General features: G+C 59.8%; 15 protein-coding genes and 1 pseudogene. 7 read left to right on the top strand and 9 right to left on the bottom strand.

The window, feature by feature from the left end; translation table 11 throughout:
• Positions 1–19 precede the first annotated feature (19 nt).
• Positions 20–3,406, top strand: a complete 3,387-nt coding sequence (locus G9X64_RS34190; RefSeq protein ID WP_168309298.1) for a hybrid sensor histidine kinase/response regulator — start codon at positions 20–22, stop codon at positions 3,404–3,406.
• A complete protein-coding gene (locus G9X64_RS34185; protein WP_168309297.1) occupies positions 3,399–4,316 on the top strand; it encodes a response regulator transcription factor in 918 nt (305 codons plus the stop codon). Before G9X64_RS34190 ends, G9X64_RS34185 begins: the two co-directional genes overlap by 8 nt.
• Before the next feature lie 411 nt (positions 4,317–4,727).
• Here G9X64_RS34185 and G9X64_RS34180 read toward each other — a convergent pair whose 3' ends face one another.
• The 6 genes from G9X64_RS34180 to G9X64_RS34155 form a co-directional block, all read right to left on the bottom strand.
• A complete protein-coding gene (locus G9X64_RS34180) occupies positions 4,728–5,849 on the bottom strand; it encodes a branched-chain amino acid ABC transporter substrate-binding protein (protein WP_168309296.1) in 1,122 nt (373 codons plus the stop codon).
• Between the two features lie 120 nt (positions 5,850–5,969).
• A complete protein-coding gene (locus G9X64_RS34175; RefSeq protein ID WP_168309295.1) occupies positions 5,970–6,323 on the bottom strand; it encodes a DUF6867 family protein in 354 nt (117 codons plus the stop codon).
• 19 nt (positions 6,324–6,342) lie between these two features.
• Positions 6,343–7,086, bottom strand: coding sequence for an ABC transporter ATP-binding protein (locus G9X64_RS34170; protein ID WP_171378334.1), 744 nt, complete (start codon positions 7,084–7,086; stop codon positions 6,343–6,345).
• On the bottom strand, positions 7,086–7,964 hold the full coding sequence (locus G9X64_RS34165; RefSeq protein WP_168309294.1) for an ABC transporter ATP-binding protein: 879 nt from the start codon (positions 7,962–7,964) through the stop codon (positions 7,086–7,088). The genes G9X64_RS34170 and G9X64_RS34165 overlap by 1 nt, the downstream gene beginning before the upstream one ends.
• Positions 7,964–9,355 (bottom strand): high-affinity branched-chain amino acid ABC transporter permease LivM, encoded by a 1,392-nt coding sequence (livM, locus tag G9X64_RS34160; RefSeq protein WP_168309293.1) that lies wholly within the window; start codon positions 9,353–9,355, stop codon positions 7,964–7,966. The genes G9X64_RS34165 and livM overlap by 1 nt, the downstream gene beginning before the upstream one ends.
• A 4-nt stretch (positions 9,356–9,359) precedes the next feature.
• A complete protein-coding gene (locus tag G9X64_RS34155) occupies positions 9,360–10,262 on the bottom strand; it encodes a branched-chain amino acid ABC transporter permease (protein ID WP_129421504.1) in 903 nt (300 codons plus the stop codon).
• Between the two features lie 546 nt (positions 10,263–10,808).
• On the opposite strand from G9X64_RS34155, the gene cysQ reads away from it, so the two are divergent.
• Positions 10,809–11,606, top strand: coding sequence for a 3'(2'),5'-bisphosphate nucleotidase CysQ (gene cysQ, locus G9X64_RS34150; protein WP_168309292.1), 798 nt, complete (start codon positions 10,809–10,811; stop codon positions 11,604–11,606).
• A 648-nt stretch (positions 11,607–12,254) separates the two neighbouring features.
• Positions 12,255–12,980: a sugar transferase gene (locus tag G9X64_RS34145; RefSeq protein ID WP_026158830.1), complete on the top strand. Its 726-nt coding sequence runs from the start codon at positions 12,255–12,257 to the stop codon at positions 12,978–12,980.
• 36 nt (positions 12,981–13,016) lie between these two features.
• Here G9X64_RS34145 and G9X64_RS37335 read toward each other — a convergent pair.
• Positions 13,017–13,858, bottom strand: a pseudogene (locus G9X64_RS37335) (DNA-binding protein).
• A 341-nt stretch (positions 13,859–14,199) separates the two neighbouring features.
• On the opposite strand from G9X64_RS37335, the gene sciP reads away from it, so the two are divergent.
• Positions 14,200–14,475, top strand: coding sequence for a CtrA inhibitor SciP (gene sciP / locus G9X64_RS34130; RefSeq protein WP_007533628.1), 276 nt, complete (start codon positions 14,200–14,202; stop codon positions 14,473–14,475).
• A 23-nt stretch (positions 14,476–14,498) separates the two neighbouring features.
• Here the strand turns inward: sciP and G9X64_RS34125 are convergent, their stop codons facing one another.
• Entirely contained in the window at positions 14,499–15,065 is a 567-nt protein-coding gene (locus G9X64_RS34125) for a paraquat-inducible protein A (RefSeq protein ID WP_171378333.1), read from the bottom strand.
• A 55-nt stretch (positions 15,066–15,120) separates the two neighbouring features.
• On the opposite strand from G9X64_RS34125, the gene G9X64_RS34120 reads away from it, so the two are divergent.
• Positions 15,121–15,399: a GNAT family N-acetyltransferase gene (locus G9X64_RS34120; protein WP_168309289.1), complete on the top strand. Its 279-nt coding sequence runs from the start codon at positions 15,121–15,123 to the stop codon at positions 15,397–15,399.
• Between the two features lie 205 nt (positions 15,400–15,604).
• Here the strand turns inward: G9X64_RS34120 and G9X64_RS34115 are convergent, their stop codons facing one another.
• Positions 15,605–15,955, bottom strand: coding sequence for a flagellar export protein FliJ (locus G9X64_RS34115; RefSeq protein ID WP_168309288.1), 351 nt, complete (start codon positions 15,953–15,955; stop codon positions 15,605–15,607).
• Positions 15,956–16,391: 436 nt separating this feature from the next.
• Here G9X64_RS34115 and ctrA point away from each other — a divergent pair, with 436 nt between their 5' ends.
• On the top strand, positions 16,392–17,093 hold the full coding sequence (ctrA, locus tag G9X64_RS34110) for a response regulator transcription factor CtrA (protein WP_003542362.1): 702 nt from the start codon (positions 16,392–16,394) through the stop codon (positions 17,091–17,093).
• Positions 17,094–17,296: the final 203 nt, after the last annotated feature.

Here is a 17,296-nt window from a genome sequence, read left to right as displayed (position 1 = left end):
GAATGCCGGAAAGGAAGACATGGCAGCGCGCCAACGCATCATTCCGGTGAGACGCGAATATAATCGCTGGGTCGCCAACCAGACGCTGGAAGATTACGCGCTGCGCTTCACTGCCAAGAGCGCCCGCCATTTCTCTTCGCAGCGCATCTCGCAGACGGCGATCGGCGCGATCTCCTTTCTGGCGCTCGAGGCGATCGGCGGCGCGATCACCCTCTCCTACGGCACCACCAACGCCTTTTACGCCATCATCGTCGCCTCGATCGCCATGCTGGCGATCGGCCTGCCGATCAGCCGCTACGCCATCCGCCACGGCGTCGACATCGATCTGCTGACGCGCGGCGCGGGCTTCGGCTATATCGGCTCGACCATCACCTCGCTGATCTATGCGAGCTTCACCTTCATGCTGTTTGCGATCGAGGCTTCGATCATGTCCGGGGCGTTGGAGCTCACCCTCGGCATCCCGCTCTGGATCGGCTACATCATCAGCGCCGTCATGGTCATCCCCCTGGTGACGCACGGCGTGCGGCTGATCAGCAAGTTCCAGCTGATGACCCAGCCCTTCTGGATCGTGCTGAATATCCTTCCCTTCATCTTCATCGCCTTGCTGGATTGGGAAAAATTCGATCTTTGGCGTGCCTTTGCCGGCATCCGCCATGCCTCCGGCCCGCCCGGCACTGTCGCTGAATTCGATCTGGTGGAGTTCGGCGCTGCTTCTGCCGTCATCCTGGCGCTGATGTCGCAGATCGGTGAACAGGCTGACTTCCTGCGCTTCCTGCCGCCGGACCCGCAGCGCAAGTGGCGCCATCGCCTCGCCATCTTTCTCGCCGGGCCCGGCTGGGTCATCATCGGCGCGCCGAAGCTGCTTGCCGGCTCCTTCCTGGTCGTGCTGACCTTCACCTCAGGCGTCCCCCTCGATCGCGCCGCCGACCCGGCGCAGATGTACCTGACCGCCTTCGGCTACATGGTCCCCTGGCATAATGCCGCGCTGCTATTGATGGCCGCCTTCGTCGTCGTCTCGCAGCTGAAGATCAATGTGATGAACGCCTATGCCGGCTCGCTCGCCTGGTCGAACTTCTTCTCGCGGCTGACCCACAGCCATCCCGGCCGCGTCATCTGGCTGGTCTTCAACGTCGCAATCGCCCTGCTTTTGATGGAACTCGGCATTTACCGGCTGCTGGAGGAGACGCTCGGCATCTTCTCGATCATCGCCATGGCCTGGCTCTGCACGATCTCCGCCGATCTCTTCATCAACAAGCCGCTGGGACTGGCTCCCCCTGGCATCGAGTTCAAGCGCGCCCACCTCTACGACATCAACCCGGTCGGCCTTGGCGCCATGACGCTATCGGCGACGGTCTCGCTGATTGCCCATTTCGGCGCCTTTGGCGAGATCGCCGCCTCACTCGCTCCCTATATTACCCTCGTCATCGCAGTGGTCGCCTCGCCTGTCATCGCCTGGGCGACGAAGGGCAAATTCTATCTCGCCCGCAAGCCGCGCCAGAGCTGGAAGAACCTGACGAACATCACCTGCTCGGTCTGCGAACATCCCTTCGAGCCGGAGGACATGGCCTGGTGCCCGGCCTATGCCGCGCCGATCTGCTCGCTCTGCTGCTCGCTCGACAGCCGCTGCCACGATATGTGCAAGCCGGCCGCCCGTTTCAACGCGCAGGTCGGCACCGTCGCCAAGGCGCTGCTGCCGGAAGCCATTCTGGGGAAGCTGACGACGCGCCTTGGCCGTTACGGCATCGCCGTCGTGCTGGCACTGACCGCCATCGGCGCAATCCTGGCGATGATCGCCCATCAGGTCGCCTCCGCCTCGCCCGAGACGGCCGAGGTCGTCAACCGCACCATCCTCATCGTCTTCTTCGTCTTCTCGGTGATCTCAGGTGTCGTCTGCTGGTTCTATGTGCTCGCCCATGACAGCCGCGTCGTTGCCGAGGAGGAATCCTCACGCCAGAACACGCTGCTGCTGAAAGAAATCGCCGCCCACAAGAAGACCGACGCCGCCTTGCAGAACGCCAAGGAAACCGCCGAGGCCGCCAACCGCGCCAAGAGCCGCTATGTCGTCGGGCTCAGCCATGAATTGCGCACGCCGCTGAATGCCGTGCTCGGCTATGCCCAGATCCTCGAACGCGATGAGACCATCCCGGCGCCGCGCCAATCCTCGATCAAGGTCATCCGCCGCAGCGCCGAACACCTCTCCGGGCTGATCGACGGCCTGCTCGATATTTCCAAGATCGAGGCCGGCCGCCTGCAGGTCTATTCCAACGAGATCAACATCCAGGATTTCCTCGATCAGATCGTCGATATGTTCCGTCCGCAGGCACAGGCAAAGGGGCTTGCCTTCATCCATGAGCGCGCGCCGGCCTTGCCGCAATTCGTCCGCACCGACGAAAAGCGCCTGCGCCAGATCCTCGTCAACCTGCTCTCCAATGCCATCAAATTCACCGACGAAGGCAGCGTCACCTTCGATGTCGGCTATCGCAGCCAGGTCGCGACCTTCACCGTCGCCGATACCGGCCGCGGCATCACCGAGAAAGACCTGCCCCGCATCTACGAACCCTTCCAGCGCGGCGAAGCCGAAAGCGTGCGGCCGATGCCCGGGCTCGGCCTCGGCCTCACCATCACCCGGCTTCTGACCAACACGCTCGGCGGCGAGATTTCGGTTTCGAGCACGAAGGACGAAGGCTCGACCTTCCGCGTCCGGCTGATGCTGTCCGCCGTCATGCGCGCCGTGGCCGCAGCGCCGCAAGAGAAGCGCATCGTCGGTTATGACGGCCCGCGCCGCACTGTTGTCATCGTCGACGACAACGAGGACCATCGCGAGATGATGCGCGAAATCTTGGCGCCGCTCGATTTCATCGTGCTGACGGCGGCAGGCGGCGGCGAATGCCTGACGCTGATCGAGGGCATTCTGCCGGACCTTTTCCTCATCGATATTCTGATGCCCGGCATGAACGGCTGGCAGCTCGTCTCGCGTCTGCGCGAAGCCGGCCAGACGGCGCCAGTGTTGATGCTCTCGGCCAATATCGGTGATGCCGCCGTTCTCAGCGACAGCGACGACAGCCACAATGATGCGATCGGCAAGCCGGTCGACATCCGCCAGCTGCGCGACAAGCTCGCCCTGCATCTCGGCCTGATATGGATCTATGCCGATGCCGCGCCATCCGTTCCTGTCAAGATCGAAGCGCCGATATTGAGCCCAGGTGCTGCCCATGTGCAGGAATTGCTGCGGCTCGGCGAGATCGGCTATATTAGAGGCATCGAAGCCAAGCTTTCGGACCTTGCCAAGGTGGAGGCAAATCAGCCATTCACGGAGGAACTTCGCGCCTATGTCGCCGCCTTCGATCTCGCCGGCTTCATGACCTTCCTGCACGACTTCGACGAAAAGGTGGAACCCATTGGCTGAGCCGGCCCTTCCCCGCGACATCGTTCTGCTCGTCGACGACTCGGCCGAAGCACTCGGCTTCATGACCGACGCACTCGAACAATCCGGCTTCTCCGTGCTGATCGCCACATCGGGCACGGCGGCACTTGGTATCGTCGAGCGCATCACGCCCGACCTCATCCTGCTCGACGCGGTCATGCCCAGCATGGACGGCTTCGAGACCTGCCGCCGGCTGAAGGCGAATGCCGCGGTGGCGCAGGTGCCCGTCATCTTCATGACCGGCCTGACCGAGACCGAGCATGTCGTGCACGCGCTGGAATCCGGCGGCGTCGATTATCTCAGCAAGCCGATCAACATCGACGAACTGCGCGCCCGCATCCGTGTTCATCTGCGCAATGCTCGCTCGGCCCAGAGCGCCCGCGTGGCGCTCGACGCAGCCGGCCGCCATCTGCTGGCAGTCAAGGGCGACGGCGCCATCCACTGGTCAACGCCGCAAGCGACACGGTTGGTCAATGCCGCCATGGGCAGCGACGACGGCATGGAAATCGTTGTCCGCCATATCGCCGGCTGGATGCGCGACCGCGTCACCGCGGTGCGCGACGGCATCATCTCGATCGCCCATGCCGGCCAGGCAGCGTTGCAGCTCGCCTTCCTCGGCGCAATCGGCCCTGACGAATATCTTTTCCGCCTCACCGCCGCCAATCAGCGCAGCGACGACGAGGTGTTGCGCCAGCGCTTTTCGCTCACCCAGCGCGAATCCGAAGTTCTGCTCTGGATCGCCAAGGGCAAGGCCAACCGCGACATCGGCGAAATATTGGGACTGTCTGCGCGGACGGTGAACAAACACCTCGAACAGATTTACGTGAAGCTCGGCGTCGAGAACCGCGCCTCGGCCGCCGTGAAAGCCACGCACGTGCTGTACGAGATGTAAGAGGGTGATGGAGGCCAGAGCCTTTCCCGGTTAGATTGAAGCATTCTGTTGGCTCAAACGGAGTCGGATGGTCGACAAGCCGGCCCGTTTCAGTCAACCCGAAGGGCCGGGCATCTTTCCGCCAGGATCAAAGGCGATCCATGACGGTCTCCATCCGCCGAAGCGACTCCGGCACATCACGTTCCGCCTCATAAACGTCAAGCCCGCCCCCCTTGGATCGTACCGTTTTTCGCCGTCCGCAACCCCTCCATCGAAGCGAGCTGCCGGGCGCCGTAACGCGCCGTTTTCGTGGGATCGATCGATGAGCGATTGCGGCACTGTTGCCAGGCCGGAATTGAAACACCCGCAAAAAGAAAGAAGCCCGGTCGGAACCGGGCTTCGATAATCATGTCCCATAAAGGGAAGCGAGGCTTACATGCCCTGCGGGAAGTAGCTGTACTTGCCGTCCGGACCCTTCTTCCATTCGTACATGATGTAGCCAGGAATCTTCGGGTCGCCCTTTTCGTCGAACGAAATGTCGCCGAGAACGGTCGGGAACGGGCCCTTTTCCTTCATGGCCTTGGCAACGGCCTCAGGATCCAGCGAACCGGCAGCCTTGGCGGCCCCTGCGATCGTCTGCATCGCAGCGTAGGAATAGAGCGTGTAGGCTTCCGGATTGAAACCAGCGGCCTTGAACTTTTCGACGAGTTCCTTGTTCGCAGGGTTCATCGTCGGATCGGGGCCGAAGGTGTTTAGCGTACCGGCGACGGCGTCGCCAGCGATCGAGGCCAGTTCGTTCGAAACGATACCGTCGCCCGAAACCAGCGTCGCCTTCAGGCCCTGGTCGGCCGCCTGGCGGATGATGAGACCGGCTTCGGTGTGCAGACCACCCCAATAGATGATCGAGACGCCGGCTTCCTTCATCTTGGCGATGAGGGCCGAGAAGTCCTTGTCGCCGACATTGATGCCTTCGTATATGACTTCCGTCACGCCGGCGGCATTCATAGCCTTCTTGGTTTCGTCGGCAAGGCCCTGACCGTAGGGGGTCTTGTCGTGAACGACAGCGATCTTGGCGTCCTTGAAGTGATCGGCAAGATATTTGCCGGCGATGGCACCCTGCTGGTCGTCACGGCCGCAGGTGCGGAACGTGTTCCAGAGGCCCCGCTCCGTAAAGGTCGGGTTCGTCGCGGCCGGGGTGATTTCGAGGATGCCGTTTTCGGCATAGACTTCCGAAGCCGGGATCGAAACGCCCGAGTTGAAGTGGCCAACGACGAACTTGACGCCGTCAGCAGCGAACTTGTTGGCGACCGAAATGCCCTGTTTCGGGTCGGAGACGTCGTCGCCGAGCTCGATCTTGATCTGCTCGCCGTTGATGCCGCCAGCCGCGTTGATGTCGGCGGCTGCCTGTTCGGCACCCTTCTGGAGCTGAGCGCCGAACGCGGCGTTCGGGCCAGTCAGCGGACCAGCGACAGCGATAAGAACGTCGGCCCACGCGTTGCCGCTGAAGGCGACCATCGCCGTCAGAGCCACTGCCGACAGAAGAGACTTCTTCATATTATTACTCCCAATTTTTGGGCGGGTTCCGGTCCAAGGCCCAGCGCACTACCCACCATTGACTGCGCCAGGAAAGCTGTTCCACTCGGAAGGCAATTCATGCCTAGTTTCAACGGACTGTCAATGTTTGTCCTTCCACGAAAACGCGGAAGTTTTTTCGTACAGCCAGTAATAGTTGTTAACCATCTGATTGGTGCGGCGGTAGCGGAAGCCGGCCGTCGAGAACACCAGCAGCGTCACAAAGTCGAGGATATAGTAGAAGGCGCTGAGCATCGGCCCATTGAACAGGGCATGATGCAGGAACTGCATCGCCCAGGCGAGCAGAAATGTATAGACGATGACCAGCGGATAGTCGCTCCAGCCCTCGGCGACCGCTCTGCCGGCGCGCCAGGCCGTCCAGAAGCCTAAGAGCAAGACGATGACACGGATCGCCACAAGGGGGCCGGCATCCGATTCGAAGAAAAGTCCCTGCATGTCAAACTCTCCTTTCGACCTAGTGTCTTCCGCCTTCGAGATAGGCGGCGCGGACCTCGGGATTGGCAAGAAGCTCCTTGCCGGAGCCGCTCATCGTCACCTTGCCGTTCACCATCACGTAGGCGCGGTGAGAAAGCCTGAGGGCGGCGAACGCGTTCTGCTCGACGAGGAAAACGGTCAGCCCCTCCGCCTCGTTGAGCTGCTTGATCGCCTCGAAGATGCCCTTGACGATCAACGGCGCAAGACCGAGCGAGGGTTCGTCGAGAAGCAGCAGCTTCGGGCGCGCCATCAGCGCGCGGCCGATCGACAGCATCTGCTGCTCACCGCCCGAAAGTGTTCCGCCACGCTGGGCGTGACGTTCCTTGAGACGCGGGAAGAGCGTGAAGATCTTCTCGACGTCTTCGGCGAAGTGTTTGAGATTGTCGAGGCCGGCGCCCATCTGAAGATTTTCCAGAACCGTCATGCGCGGAAAGATGCGGCGGCCTTCCGGCGACTGCGCAATGCGCAGGCGGGCGATCTCATGCGTCGGCATGCGGGTGATGTCGCGGCCCTCGAAGACCACCGAACCGGTGCGGGCCTGCGGGCTGCCGCAGATCGTCATCATCAGTGTCGACTTGCCGGCGCCGTTGGCGCCGATCAGGCTGACGATCTCGCCTTTGTTGACGTGGACATCGATGCCGGCCAGCGCCCGGATATTGCCGTAATAGGTTTCGACGCCATTGACCTGAAGGAGCGGTTGACCCGTCATTACTTCATCGCCCATCAGTTTGCGCCTCCTTCGAGCTGCTCGACGGCTGCGATCACCTCTTCCACTTCCTCATCCTCGACACCGAGATAGGCCGCGATGACCCGCGGATCGTTCTTCACGTGATCCGGTGTGCCATCGGAAATCTTCTGACCATATTCGAGGACGACGACGTGGTCGGAGATTTCCATGACCACAGACATGTCGTGCTCGATCAGCAGGATCGACGTTCCGGTTTCGGCGCGAATGCTCTTCAGCAGCGCGTTGAGCGTTGCCGATTCCCGTGGGTTGAGGCCGGCAGCCGGTTCGTCCAGGCAAAGCAGCTCCGGGCCGGTGCACATGGCGCGGGCGATTTCGAGACGCCGCTGGGCGCCGTAGGGCAAATCGCCGGCGGGGTCGTCGGCGCGGTCGATCAGGTCGGCCTTCTCAAGCCAGAAACGGGCAAGCTCGATCGCCCCCGCCGCTTCCCGCCTATAGGGTCCGACACCGATAAGGCCGAGGATCGTATAACCCGATGCCTTCATCAGCTTGTTGTGCTGGGCAACCAGCAGGTTTTCGAGAACGGTCAGGCCGGAGAACAGCCGGATGTTCTGGAAGGTACGCGCGACCTTGGCTTCCCTGGTGATGCGAAAGTCCGGCAGCCGCTCCAGCAAGTATTGCTTGCCGCTCTTCTGGTTGAACGTGATCATGCCCATCGTCGGCTTGTAGAAGCCGGTGATGCAGTTGAAAACGGTGGTCTTGCCGGCGCCGTTCGGCCCGATCAGCGCGGTGATATCGCCGCGCTTGGCTTCGAACGAGAAGTCGTTGATGGCCATCAGCCCGCCGAACTTCATCGACAGGTGCTCGACCTTGAGAAGAGTGTCATCAGACATCGTGTTCGTTACTACCGGGCTCATCAACCATGGCCCTCCTTGATGAAGCTTCCGGATATCGCCCTGCGCTCCTTGAGGAAGGCTGTCGGCTCACGCGAGCCGACGAAGCCGCGCGGCTTGAACAGCATGACGACGACCATGGCGAGGCCGAAGATCAACATGCGGTAGAGTTCCGGCGTAAAATCGGGTCCGAAGACGAGTTTTAGGAAGCTCATCTCGCGTAGCAATTCGGTGCCGCCGACCATGACGATGGCGGCGATCGCGATGCCGGTCAACGACCCCATGCCGCCAAGAACGACGATGGCGAGAATGACGGCCGATTCCAGGAAGACGAAGGATTCCGGCGAGACGAAGCCCTGGCGGGCGGCGAAGAACGAGCCGGCGAAACCGGCAAACATTGCACCCGTCGCAAAGGCGGTGAGCTTGGTCGTCACCGTGTTGATGCCGAGCGAACGGCAGGCGATTTCATCTTCGCGCAAAGCTTCCCATGCGCGTCCAATCGGCATGCGGCGCAGCCGGATGGTGACATAGGCCGTCAGCATGCAGAGCGCCAGGATCAAATAGAACAGGAAGATCTTGTAATAGGCAGAGGATATCGGCAGGTGAAAGAGCTTGGCAAAACCGCCGGCCGTCGCATCGAAGGGAATGCCGAACAGTGTTGCCTTCGGGATGCTCGATATACCGAAGGTGCCCTTCGTCACCTCAGTCCAGTTGATGAGGACGAGACGAATGATTTCACCGAAGGCGAGCGTCACGATGGCAAGGTAATCGCCGCGCAGGCGCAGCACCGGGAAGCCGAGAATGACGCCCCAGAGTGCCGCGAGGATGCCCGAAAGCGGCAGCAGCACCCAGAAGGACAAGCCGAAATAGCTCGAAAGCAGTGCGTAGGAGTAGGCGCCGACGGCATAGAAGGCGACATAGCCAAGGTCGAGCAGGCCGGCGAGGCCGACGACGATGTTCAACCCCCAGGCAAGCATCACATAGATCAGAATCTGGATGCCGAAATTGTCGACATATGTCAGCGAGCCCTGAGGGCCTTTGATCGCCACCACTACCATGGGATACAGCAGCAGCGCGATCAGCGCGATCTTCAGGAAATGCCGGTGGAAGAAGCTCTTCTCTGTCGAGATGTCGAGTTCGCCCTCGCGCGCCTTGCTGAGCTTGCGGCGGTCGAGATTCGGCCTGATGAAAACGACCATCGCGAAGCGGCCGATGGCGGCGACCGCGACGAAGATCGCAAGCAAGCCCCAGCGCTGGACGATGATCAACTCGTTGCTGATGTTCTGGTCGGTCTTGAGGCCGACATAGAGGACAAACATGCCGAACGATAGGACGGCGGCGAAAAGAGCTTCGGTAAGGCCTTTGCGGACAAGTCCGGCATCGGGCTTGCCTGCAGAATTTTCGATGTTTGCCATGACGTTATACCTTCTCGACTTCCGGCCGCCCGAGGATGCCGGTCGGCTTGAAGATCAACACGAAAGCCAGGATCGCGAAGGTCGCGACGTCCTTGTAGGCGATGGTGAAGTATGCCGACCACAGCGACTCGATAAGGCCGATAAGGAGGCCGCCGAAGACGGCGCCGGGCAACGAACCGATACCGCCGAGAACGGCTGCCGTGAAGGCTTTCACACCAGGCGTGAAGCCGTCGTTAAACGAGGCGACGCCATAATACATCAGGTACATCGTGCCGGCCACGGCCGCGAGTGCCGCACCCATAACGAAAGTGATGGAGATCGTCTGGTCGACGTTGACGCCGAGCAGCGCCGCCATCTTGCGATCCTGCTCGGTGGCGCGCTGGGCGCGGCCGAGTGCCGTACGATTGACGATGTACCAGAAGACCGAGAGCAGCACGACCGTGATCACGATGATGATGATCTGCTTCAGCGACACCGAGATGTTGCCGAACTGGTAGACCGAGCTCACCATCGGCGGAATCGGCTTGTTGCGTGGACCCTGCGTCACCTGGATGAAGTTGGACAGCGTGATCGACATGCCGATCGCGGTAATCAGCGGCGCCAGGCGGAAGGACCCGCGCAGGGGCCGGTATGCGACGCGCTCGATCGTCCAATTCCACAAACTCGTCATCAGCATCGCAACGACCAGCATCACCAGCAGCAGAACGGCCACCGGGAGACCTGCGAAGATGGATGTGAGGACGAGGAAGACGATAAGAGCGGCGAAACCACCGAGCATGAAGATGTCGCCATGGGCGAAATTGATCATGCCGATAATGCCGTAAACCATCGTATAGCCAATAGCCACAAGGCCATAGATGGATCCGAGCGTCAGCCCGTTTAAGAGCTGCTGGACGAAATACTCCATATGTCGTTTTCCCCTGGATGCGAGCGAAACATGCTGCATCTCTTTTTGGTTCTTTGGTTCCCCGTTTCAGGGAACCTCATAGGCCGAATGCATAGCGGTTTCGTCGAAAATGTGAAGACAAAAAGGATTTACTCCGACAGATTCTTACCGAAACAGGGTTAACTGGCGAATTTTGAACCAAAATCCACAGAAAAACGGCAGAGCAGGCGCTATTTTTAGCCAAAAACGGACACTGGGTTAACCACCCGGAGATGTCACCGTCGATTTTCTGCGCCGCTTGCTGCGCAAGCTATTCCACAGAATTGGAAGATGGAGCAAATTCCGACCCCAAGGCAGCCGCTTTGGCGAATGCCATTTCACCAGCGACGCCCGCATCTTCGTCTGACAAGGCTGAAAACTTATGGTAGCATCATCGAGCTGCGTATTGAGGGATGCGGAGCACGACGGGGAACACCATATAAACTTGCGTATCTGGTTGTGACAGGGATGGTTTGCGGACGAGCGACAGCGGGGTGCTCGGCCCGCGTGGCGAACGGCAAAAGGACAATGCTGAGGACATTTGAAAAGGCGGCGCTCGAAGCCGGCAAGGCCATCATCACGGTTTTGCGCGAAGGCTTCCCCGTCGCCATGAAGGCGGATGCAAGTCCGGTCACGGTCGCCGACGAGGAGGCCGAACGCATCATCCTCGCTCATCTCGCCAGAGATTATCCCGAAATACCCGTTGTGGCGGAAGAATCGGTCGCCGCCGGCAAGGTGCCCGACATCGCCGGCCGAGGCTTCTTCCTGGTCGACCCTCTCGACGGCACCCGTGAATTCGTCGACGGACGACAGGAATTCACCGTCAACATCGCCTATATCGAGAACGGCGCTCCGGTTGCCGGCATCGTCTATGCGCCAGCGCTGGGACTTGCCTTCTCGGGGGAACGCGGCCACGCCGAAAGGCTCGTCGTCATGGACGATTTCACGGTTGGCGCACGCAGCGCAATCACGGTGCGCGAACAGCCGGACGACAGGCTGGCGCTTGCAAGCCTTCGCCACAACAGCCCGGAGACCGGAAGCTTCCTCGCCGACCACGCGATCTTCAAATGCACTAATATTGGCTCCTCGCTGAAATTCTGCTTGCTGGCTGAAGGCAAGGCCGACGTCTATCCGCGCTTCACCCGAACGATGGAATGGGACACCGCGGCCGGCGATGCCGTGCTGCGTGCCGCCGGCGGTTCGACGGTGACGCTGGACGGGACGCCGCTGACCTATGGCAAGACGGGGCCGGCGGCCGATTTCGACTTCGCCAACCCGAACTTCATCTCCTGGGGCGGCAGGAAACGCGTCCTCGAACCGGCGTGATCACCCGCGGGAATCGCTGAATACCGGCAGATGGCGCAATCCTTTGCATCGCCGCCACGCGTCCAGGCGTGCCGCGACGATCCTCGATCGACCTCCGGGCGCCCCTTACGCGCCAAATATCCCCCTGCGGGTCGGGAAGCACGTCCACGATCCCATTTCCAGCTGTGGAGTGATTCGCCCGATCGGGCCTCACCAAGTGATTCTGGCCGGAAACTCGTCGCTCTGCTTATTCTTCAGACGCTATACCGCCGCCCAACTCGCCTTGATTTTGTCACATTCTGACACGGCTTGGACAACGATCGATATCTTCATCAGAAAAATTTCGCATCGTCTGCCGTTAAGAAATACGTTTGAGAGCCATGGGCCACGCGTCGAAACGGTACGTCGCCAGCCCCCGGCGAACCCCGCCAAAGCCCTAGAAACTTTGACAAAATTCCAATTATTAACGAAATATCATGAGCTTGCCTCAACTTAACGCAAATGCGAAAGATTTGCTGCAATGCGATATTTCTCTGGACACCATTACACAATTGTCGCATTTTTCCGTTTTAGTAGGGTTACCAAGACCTAAGTGCAGCCCTGGTGACAGGGTTAACCATTGATCGCCTATTGCCGCCGCGCCCCCTCGAAGACAACAGAGTACGATCCTTGAGCATCACGGAATTAAACAACAGCATTTCGACAGAGTCCTTCCGGCCGAGCCGCCGCCAGCAGCCGAGCCTGAAGATCCAGACCCCTGTTATCCACAGCGATGCGCCGCAGGCGCCGTTGGTGGATCTGGTCCTGAAGCGGGCGTTCGACATTGTTTCGTCGTTGAGCGCCCTCCTCGTCCTCGCCCCTTTCCTTCTGTTCGTCGCCCTGCTGATCAAGATCGACAGCCCAGGGCCGGTGCTCTTCAAGCAGACCCGCTGGGGCAAGAACTGCAAGGCCATCAAGGTCTACAAGTTCCGTTCCATGCGCACCGACCTCTGCGACGTCTCCGGCGTTGCCCAGACGGTGATGAACGATCCGCGCGTCACGCGCGTCGGTGCCATTCTGCGCCGCACGAATGTCGATGAGTTGCCGCAGTTGCTGAACGTGCTGCTGGGCCACATGTCGGTTGTCGGTCCGCGCTGCCATGCGATCGGCATGCGCGCCGGCGGCGTGCTCTACGAAGAGCTCGTACCGGAATACCATCAGCGCCATGCGATGCGCCCTGGCATGACGGGTCTTGCCCAGATGCGCGGCCTGCGCGGTCCGACCGATCGGCCGGCCAAGGCGCGCGCCCGCATCGCCAGCGATCTCTACTACGTCGGGAATTTTTCGATCTTGATGGACATGCGCATCATTTTCGGAACCGTCGTGTCGGAGCTGACCCGCGGAAAAGGCTTCTAAAGGGCGCCGCGATCTTTCAGATTCGCTCCTCGCGCTTTAGAGCAGCCGGTACCCGAATGCTCTGGCGACCGCCTGCATGCGGCTGACCGAATCGAGCTTGCGCATCGCGCTCTTCAGATAACCCACCATATGCGACGAGAGATCGAGAATGATCGCGATCTCTCGTCGCTGCTCTTGCCGGCGGTAGACTACAGCGTCCTTTGCGCGTCTTTCTAGACGCGCAAAGGACGCTGTAGCACTTTGAATCGCTGCCTGATCCCTTAAATCGATTCCGGGATCAGGCAGCGTCGCAGGCATTCGATTTCGCGCCGGGTGAGCGTCTCCAACGGACCATCCTCCACGCTGCCGCTACGCGAAACCTTGTCCAGAAGCTCCATGCAGCCGTCGAGAAGCGCCATCTCCTGCTCTCGCGTGGGCATAGGACAGCTAACTGAGAAGGCGAAGATGTATTGTTTCAGGTCAGCGTCGTGCAGCGTGAAGGCGAAGGTATTCTTCAGCCCGTGCATCTGAAAGAGCACGTTGAGTTTGCGGTTTTCCTGATTGGCGGCGCTGCCCGCAAACGACCCCTCCTCGCCGAAGATCGGCACGATCGTCCGCTTCATCGCGGTCACCAGGCTGCTGCAATAGAAGAGATCCGCAGCCTCCTAAAAGCCGACAAGGCTTTGCGGCCAATTACTGATCAACCGGTTTTCGGTGAAAGCTGTGGGGTCACCCCGCGGGAAAGCCGAGAGCAGATAGAAATCGAAGCGCGCAAGCTTCGCCATCTCGTCGAGCCGTTCCTTGCCGTCGCCGGCCGAAACCCCAGCGCCATCGGCCTGCGAAGGCGAAAATGCAGCATCCTCAGCGCAGTCGCCGACTGCGCGCTCACGTCTTTTCATCTTCGTATCCTCGTATGGCCAGCTGCGGCTCGGCCTCGCTGCCGGCGGCGAAAAGTTCGCGCCGGGGCAGACGGCTTCTGCCCGCATCCCGAGGATACGAAGTCTTGCGCTCATTTTTATGTTGCCGCACTTCTAAGATCGTCCCAAGAAATCAGCTAATATTTGTTCCGCATGGCTCCCATGCAGGCGCTACAAATTGACGTAGCGGCAGGCAGCCGCCCCCATCACCGGCCAGGGCGGGCGTCTAAATTTGTTATCAAAGTCTTACGATGGGTTTAGGCAATTTTTAAATGTGGCAGGCTAGAGTGGGGCTCGTGGTCTTGCGTTGTGTAGAGAGTCCAATGACCGAAATGATACGTCCCCGAGTAAAATATGTCATCGGCCCCGATGGCAGCCCCCTGACGATCGCGGATCTTCCGCCGCCCAATACGCGGCGCTGGGTGATTCGCCGGAAGGCAGAGGTTGTCGCGGCTGTCCGCGGTGGCTTGTTGAGCTTGGAAGAGGCCTGCGAGCGTTACACGCTCACGGTCGAAGAATTCCTGTCCTGGCAGTCGTCGATCAACAGCCACGGTCTTGCCGGCCTGCGCACCACGCGCATTCAGCAATATCGTCATTGATCACACCCCAGCATTGACGACATTTATTTCGGGCCGGAGGCATCTCCCATGAGGGAATGAAGAAGGCCCGAAATCATTGACGAGGCCGCGTAGCACCAAAGGCCGGGCTGCGTGAAGGCATCCGCCAGCCCCGTCGTCTTCGCCGCCGCAATGACGACCGCGACGAGCAGCACATCCATCATCGACCACTTGGACAGATGCGGTACGACTCGACGATAGAACAGGCTGCCGGCCCCACCCCCGGCGGCCGTCGCTTCTGCGGTGATCCCCATCGCCTCCACGGTGATGCCGATCATCTTCAGAAACGGGAGCAGGATCGAAACCAGGGCGACGATTGCCGCCAGCAGCCCGTCCCCGCCTTGCCAAAGCGAGACGATGATTTCGATGAGCGACGGCGTTTCGTCGAAGAAATACAGCGTCTCGAAACGGACCAGCGGCAAGACGAGGCCGAGCGCCAGGAAGAACGGCGCAGCCACGAGAAGCACGGGGCGAGCCATCGAAAGCGCACTCATTGCCCTGAACCTCTCATCGATCCGACATTTTGCATGAACACTCTGTCTCCTGCCCGTATTGCCTCCATGGCTTGGCACGACCGCGCCGCCATGTCACGGTCCGCTACGACAATATAGGTTACGAGGAAAGACAATGGACATTCGAAGTGAGGAAGGCGTCTCCGGTGGCCGCTACGCGGCCGAGGTCGAAGTGCACGAGGCGGAGATGACCTATTCGCGCGCATCGCCGAAGCTGGTCATCATCGATCACACGGCCGTTCCCGACTCGCTGCGCGGTAAAGGTGTCGGCCAGGCACTGGCGCTCCACGCCGTGGAGGCAGCCCGCACCGGCGGCTGGAAGATCATCCCGCTCTGCCCATTCTTCAAGGCGCAGGCGCAACGCCATCCGGAATGGAAGGATGTTGTGAATTAATGCATGTCGCCTAAAAGTGCACAGCGGGTTTGGGGACAAAGACATGCATAAGACAAATCGTCCCCGCGGGTGACGAAGTTCGTTTCCGGTGGGAGCGATGCCATAAGGCAAACACCAAAAGCCATGTATAACGGACAGCGCGCCCATCATACATGGCTTCTCAGTGGCGATCCCAGGGCGCCGAAGCCGGCACCCGCCGTTTCTGTTACGCCCTTGCTCTGGCGCCGCCGTCACGCTCTTCCAGCGCTGCGGCCCTTGCATATTCCGCCTGCATCTCCTCGAGCGCCATCTCCAGCGTCTCTTCCTGCATCTTCAGTTCCTTGATCGAAACCTGCAGGTTGTCGGCCCGCTGACGCGCGGCCTTGGCGAAGGTCGGATAAGCAAAGTGATTCGGGTCGGAAATACCGGACTTCTTTTCCTCGACGACGATCTGGCTCTCCAGATCCTTCGTCATCCGTTCGAATTCGGACATCATCATCTGCAACTGCTGCAACTGACGTCGTTTTTCGTTCACCTGAAATTCCTTCAGGCGAACGAGACTTTCTCGCGACTTCATACGCATTACTCCCGTGATGCGAGACCCCGGCTCAACTTGAAACCGCCCTGCGCGCCGCTTTGACACGGTTTGCTAAAAAATTTCCTGCGATATTAACAAATACCTACCGCTGGTAACCTTTCGTTTACGGGCATCGTTAATGATAGGCCCGATGATTTAAGGGTCGGTAAATGCCGCGGCATTAAGTTCGAACCTTTTCATTGGCGAGTCGGATGAATCACTTAGCGCTGTTTCCTAATGTTAAAGTTGAGGAGCACCTTTTTGAGATTCCTATTGAAAAACAGAGAAATGGAAAAATTGTTTAATAAATTCGATACTCCTTGCCAGAGTGAATTAGAATTTGTTAACCATTTCGTGGCAGCTTTCAAATCACGTAGCGTGTTCGGTATCGTGTAGGGGGCCAGACCACCTTTCGGCGGCGGTAAAGGGGATAATTATGCGGGTACTTCTAATCGAGGATGACAGCGCGACGGCGCAGAGCATCGAGTTGATGCTGAAATCAGAGAGTTTTAATGTTTATACCACCGATCTCGGTGAAGAAGGCGTCGATCTGGGCAAGCTGTATGATTATGATATCATCCTTCTCGATCTGAACCTGCCCGACATGTCCGGATATGAAGTGCTTCGCACTCTCCGACTGTCCAAGGTCAAGACGCCCATCCTTATTCTGTCGGGCATGGCCGGCATCGAAGACAAGGTTCGCGGCCTCGGTTTCGGCGCTGACGACTACATGACCAAGCCGTTCCACAAGGACGAGCTCGTCGCCCGCATCCACGCCATCGTCCGCCGCTCCAAGGGCCACGCCCAGTCGGTCATCATGACCGGCGAGCTGATCGTCAACCTCGATGCCAAGACGGTCGAAGTCGGCGGCCAGCGCGTCCACCTGACGGGCAAGGAATATCAGATGCTGGAGCTGCTTTCGCTCCGCAAGGGCACCACCCTCACCAAGGAAATGTTCCTGAACCACCTCTACGGCGGCATGGACGAGCCGGAACTGAAGATCATCGACGTCTTCATTTGCAAGCTCCGCAAGAAGCTTGCCAACGCAGCCGGCGGCGCCAACTACATCGAGACCGTCTGGGGCCGTGGTTACGTTCTTCGCGAGCCGGATGGTGCCGAATACGCCGAAACCGCCTGATATCTTTTCCGGTCCCCCTTATCGGACAAACGAAAATCCCGCCTTTTCGGCGGGATCTTTCGTTTCTGCCCGCAATAGAATCCGCCCTCGTAGCACATGATCTCAGGCTGGATCGGCCTGAAATCCTCTGTTATTTCGATCTAGAGCATGTCGCGCAAAAGTGTGCAGCGGTTGTCTAATCGCATTGCCTTGGTCAAGGTTAT

Origin of the sequence: Rhizobium sophorae, from assembly GCF_013087515.1 — a bacterium.
In the GTDB taxonomy this organism is placed as follows: Bacteria; Pseudomonadota; Alphaproteobacteria; order Rhizobiales; family Rhizobiaceae; genus Rhizobium; species Rhizobium sophorae.
Note: the sequence above shows the minus strand (reverse complement) of the source record. Positions and strands in the feature narration are given on the sequence as shown.

Coding starts and splice junctions, on each gene's coding strand:
- G9X64_RS34170 (WP_171378334.1), bottom strand. CDS start 7,086: ATGGGCGATGAAGTAATGACGGGTCAACCGCTCCTTCAGGTCAATGGC.
- ctrA (WP_003542362.1), top strand. CDS start 16,392: ATGCGGGTACTTCTAATCGAGGATGACAGCGCGACGGCGCAGAGCATC.
- sciP (WP_007533628.1), top strand. CDS start 14,200: ATGACCGAAATGATACGTCCCCGAGTAAAATATGTCATCGGCCCCGAT.
- cysQ (WP_168309292.1), top strand. CDS start 10,809: ATGCTGAGGACATTTGAAAAGGCGGCGCTCGAAGCCGGCAAGGCCATC.
- G9X64_RS34175 (WP_168309295.1), bottom strand. CDS start 6,323: ATGCAGGGACTTTTCTTCGAATCGGATGCCGGCCCCCTTGTGGCGATC.
- G9X64_RS34165 (WP_168309294.1), bottom strand. CDS start 7,964: ATGAGCCCGGTAGTAACGAACACGATGTCTGATGACACTCTTCTCAAG.
- G9X64_RS34155 (WP_129421504.1), bottom strand. CDS start 10,262: ATGGAGTATTTCGTCCAGCAGCTCTTAAACGGGCTGACGCTCGGATCC.
- G9X64_RS34115 (WP_168309288.1), bottom strand. CDS start 15,955: ATGAAGTCGCGAGAAAGTCTCGTTCGCCTGAAGGAATTTCAGGTGAAC.
- livM (WP_168309293.1), bottom strand. CDS start 9,355: ATGGCAAACATCGAAAATTCTGCAGGCAAGCCCGATGCCGGACTTGTC.
- G9X64_RS34180 (WP_168309296.1), bottom strand. CDS start 5,849: ATGAAGAAGTCTCTTCTGTCGGCAGTGGCTCTGACGGCGATGGTCGCC.
- G9X64_RS34120 (WP_168309289.1), top strand. CDS start 15,121: ATGGACATTCGAAGTGAGGAAGGCGTCTCCGGTGGCCGCTACGCGGCC.
- G9X64_RS34190 (WP_168309298.1), top strand. CDS start 20: ATGGCAGCGCGCCAACGCATCATTCCGGTGAGACGCGAATATAATCGC.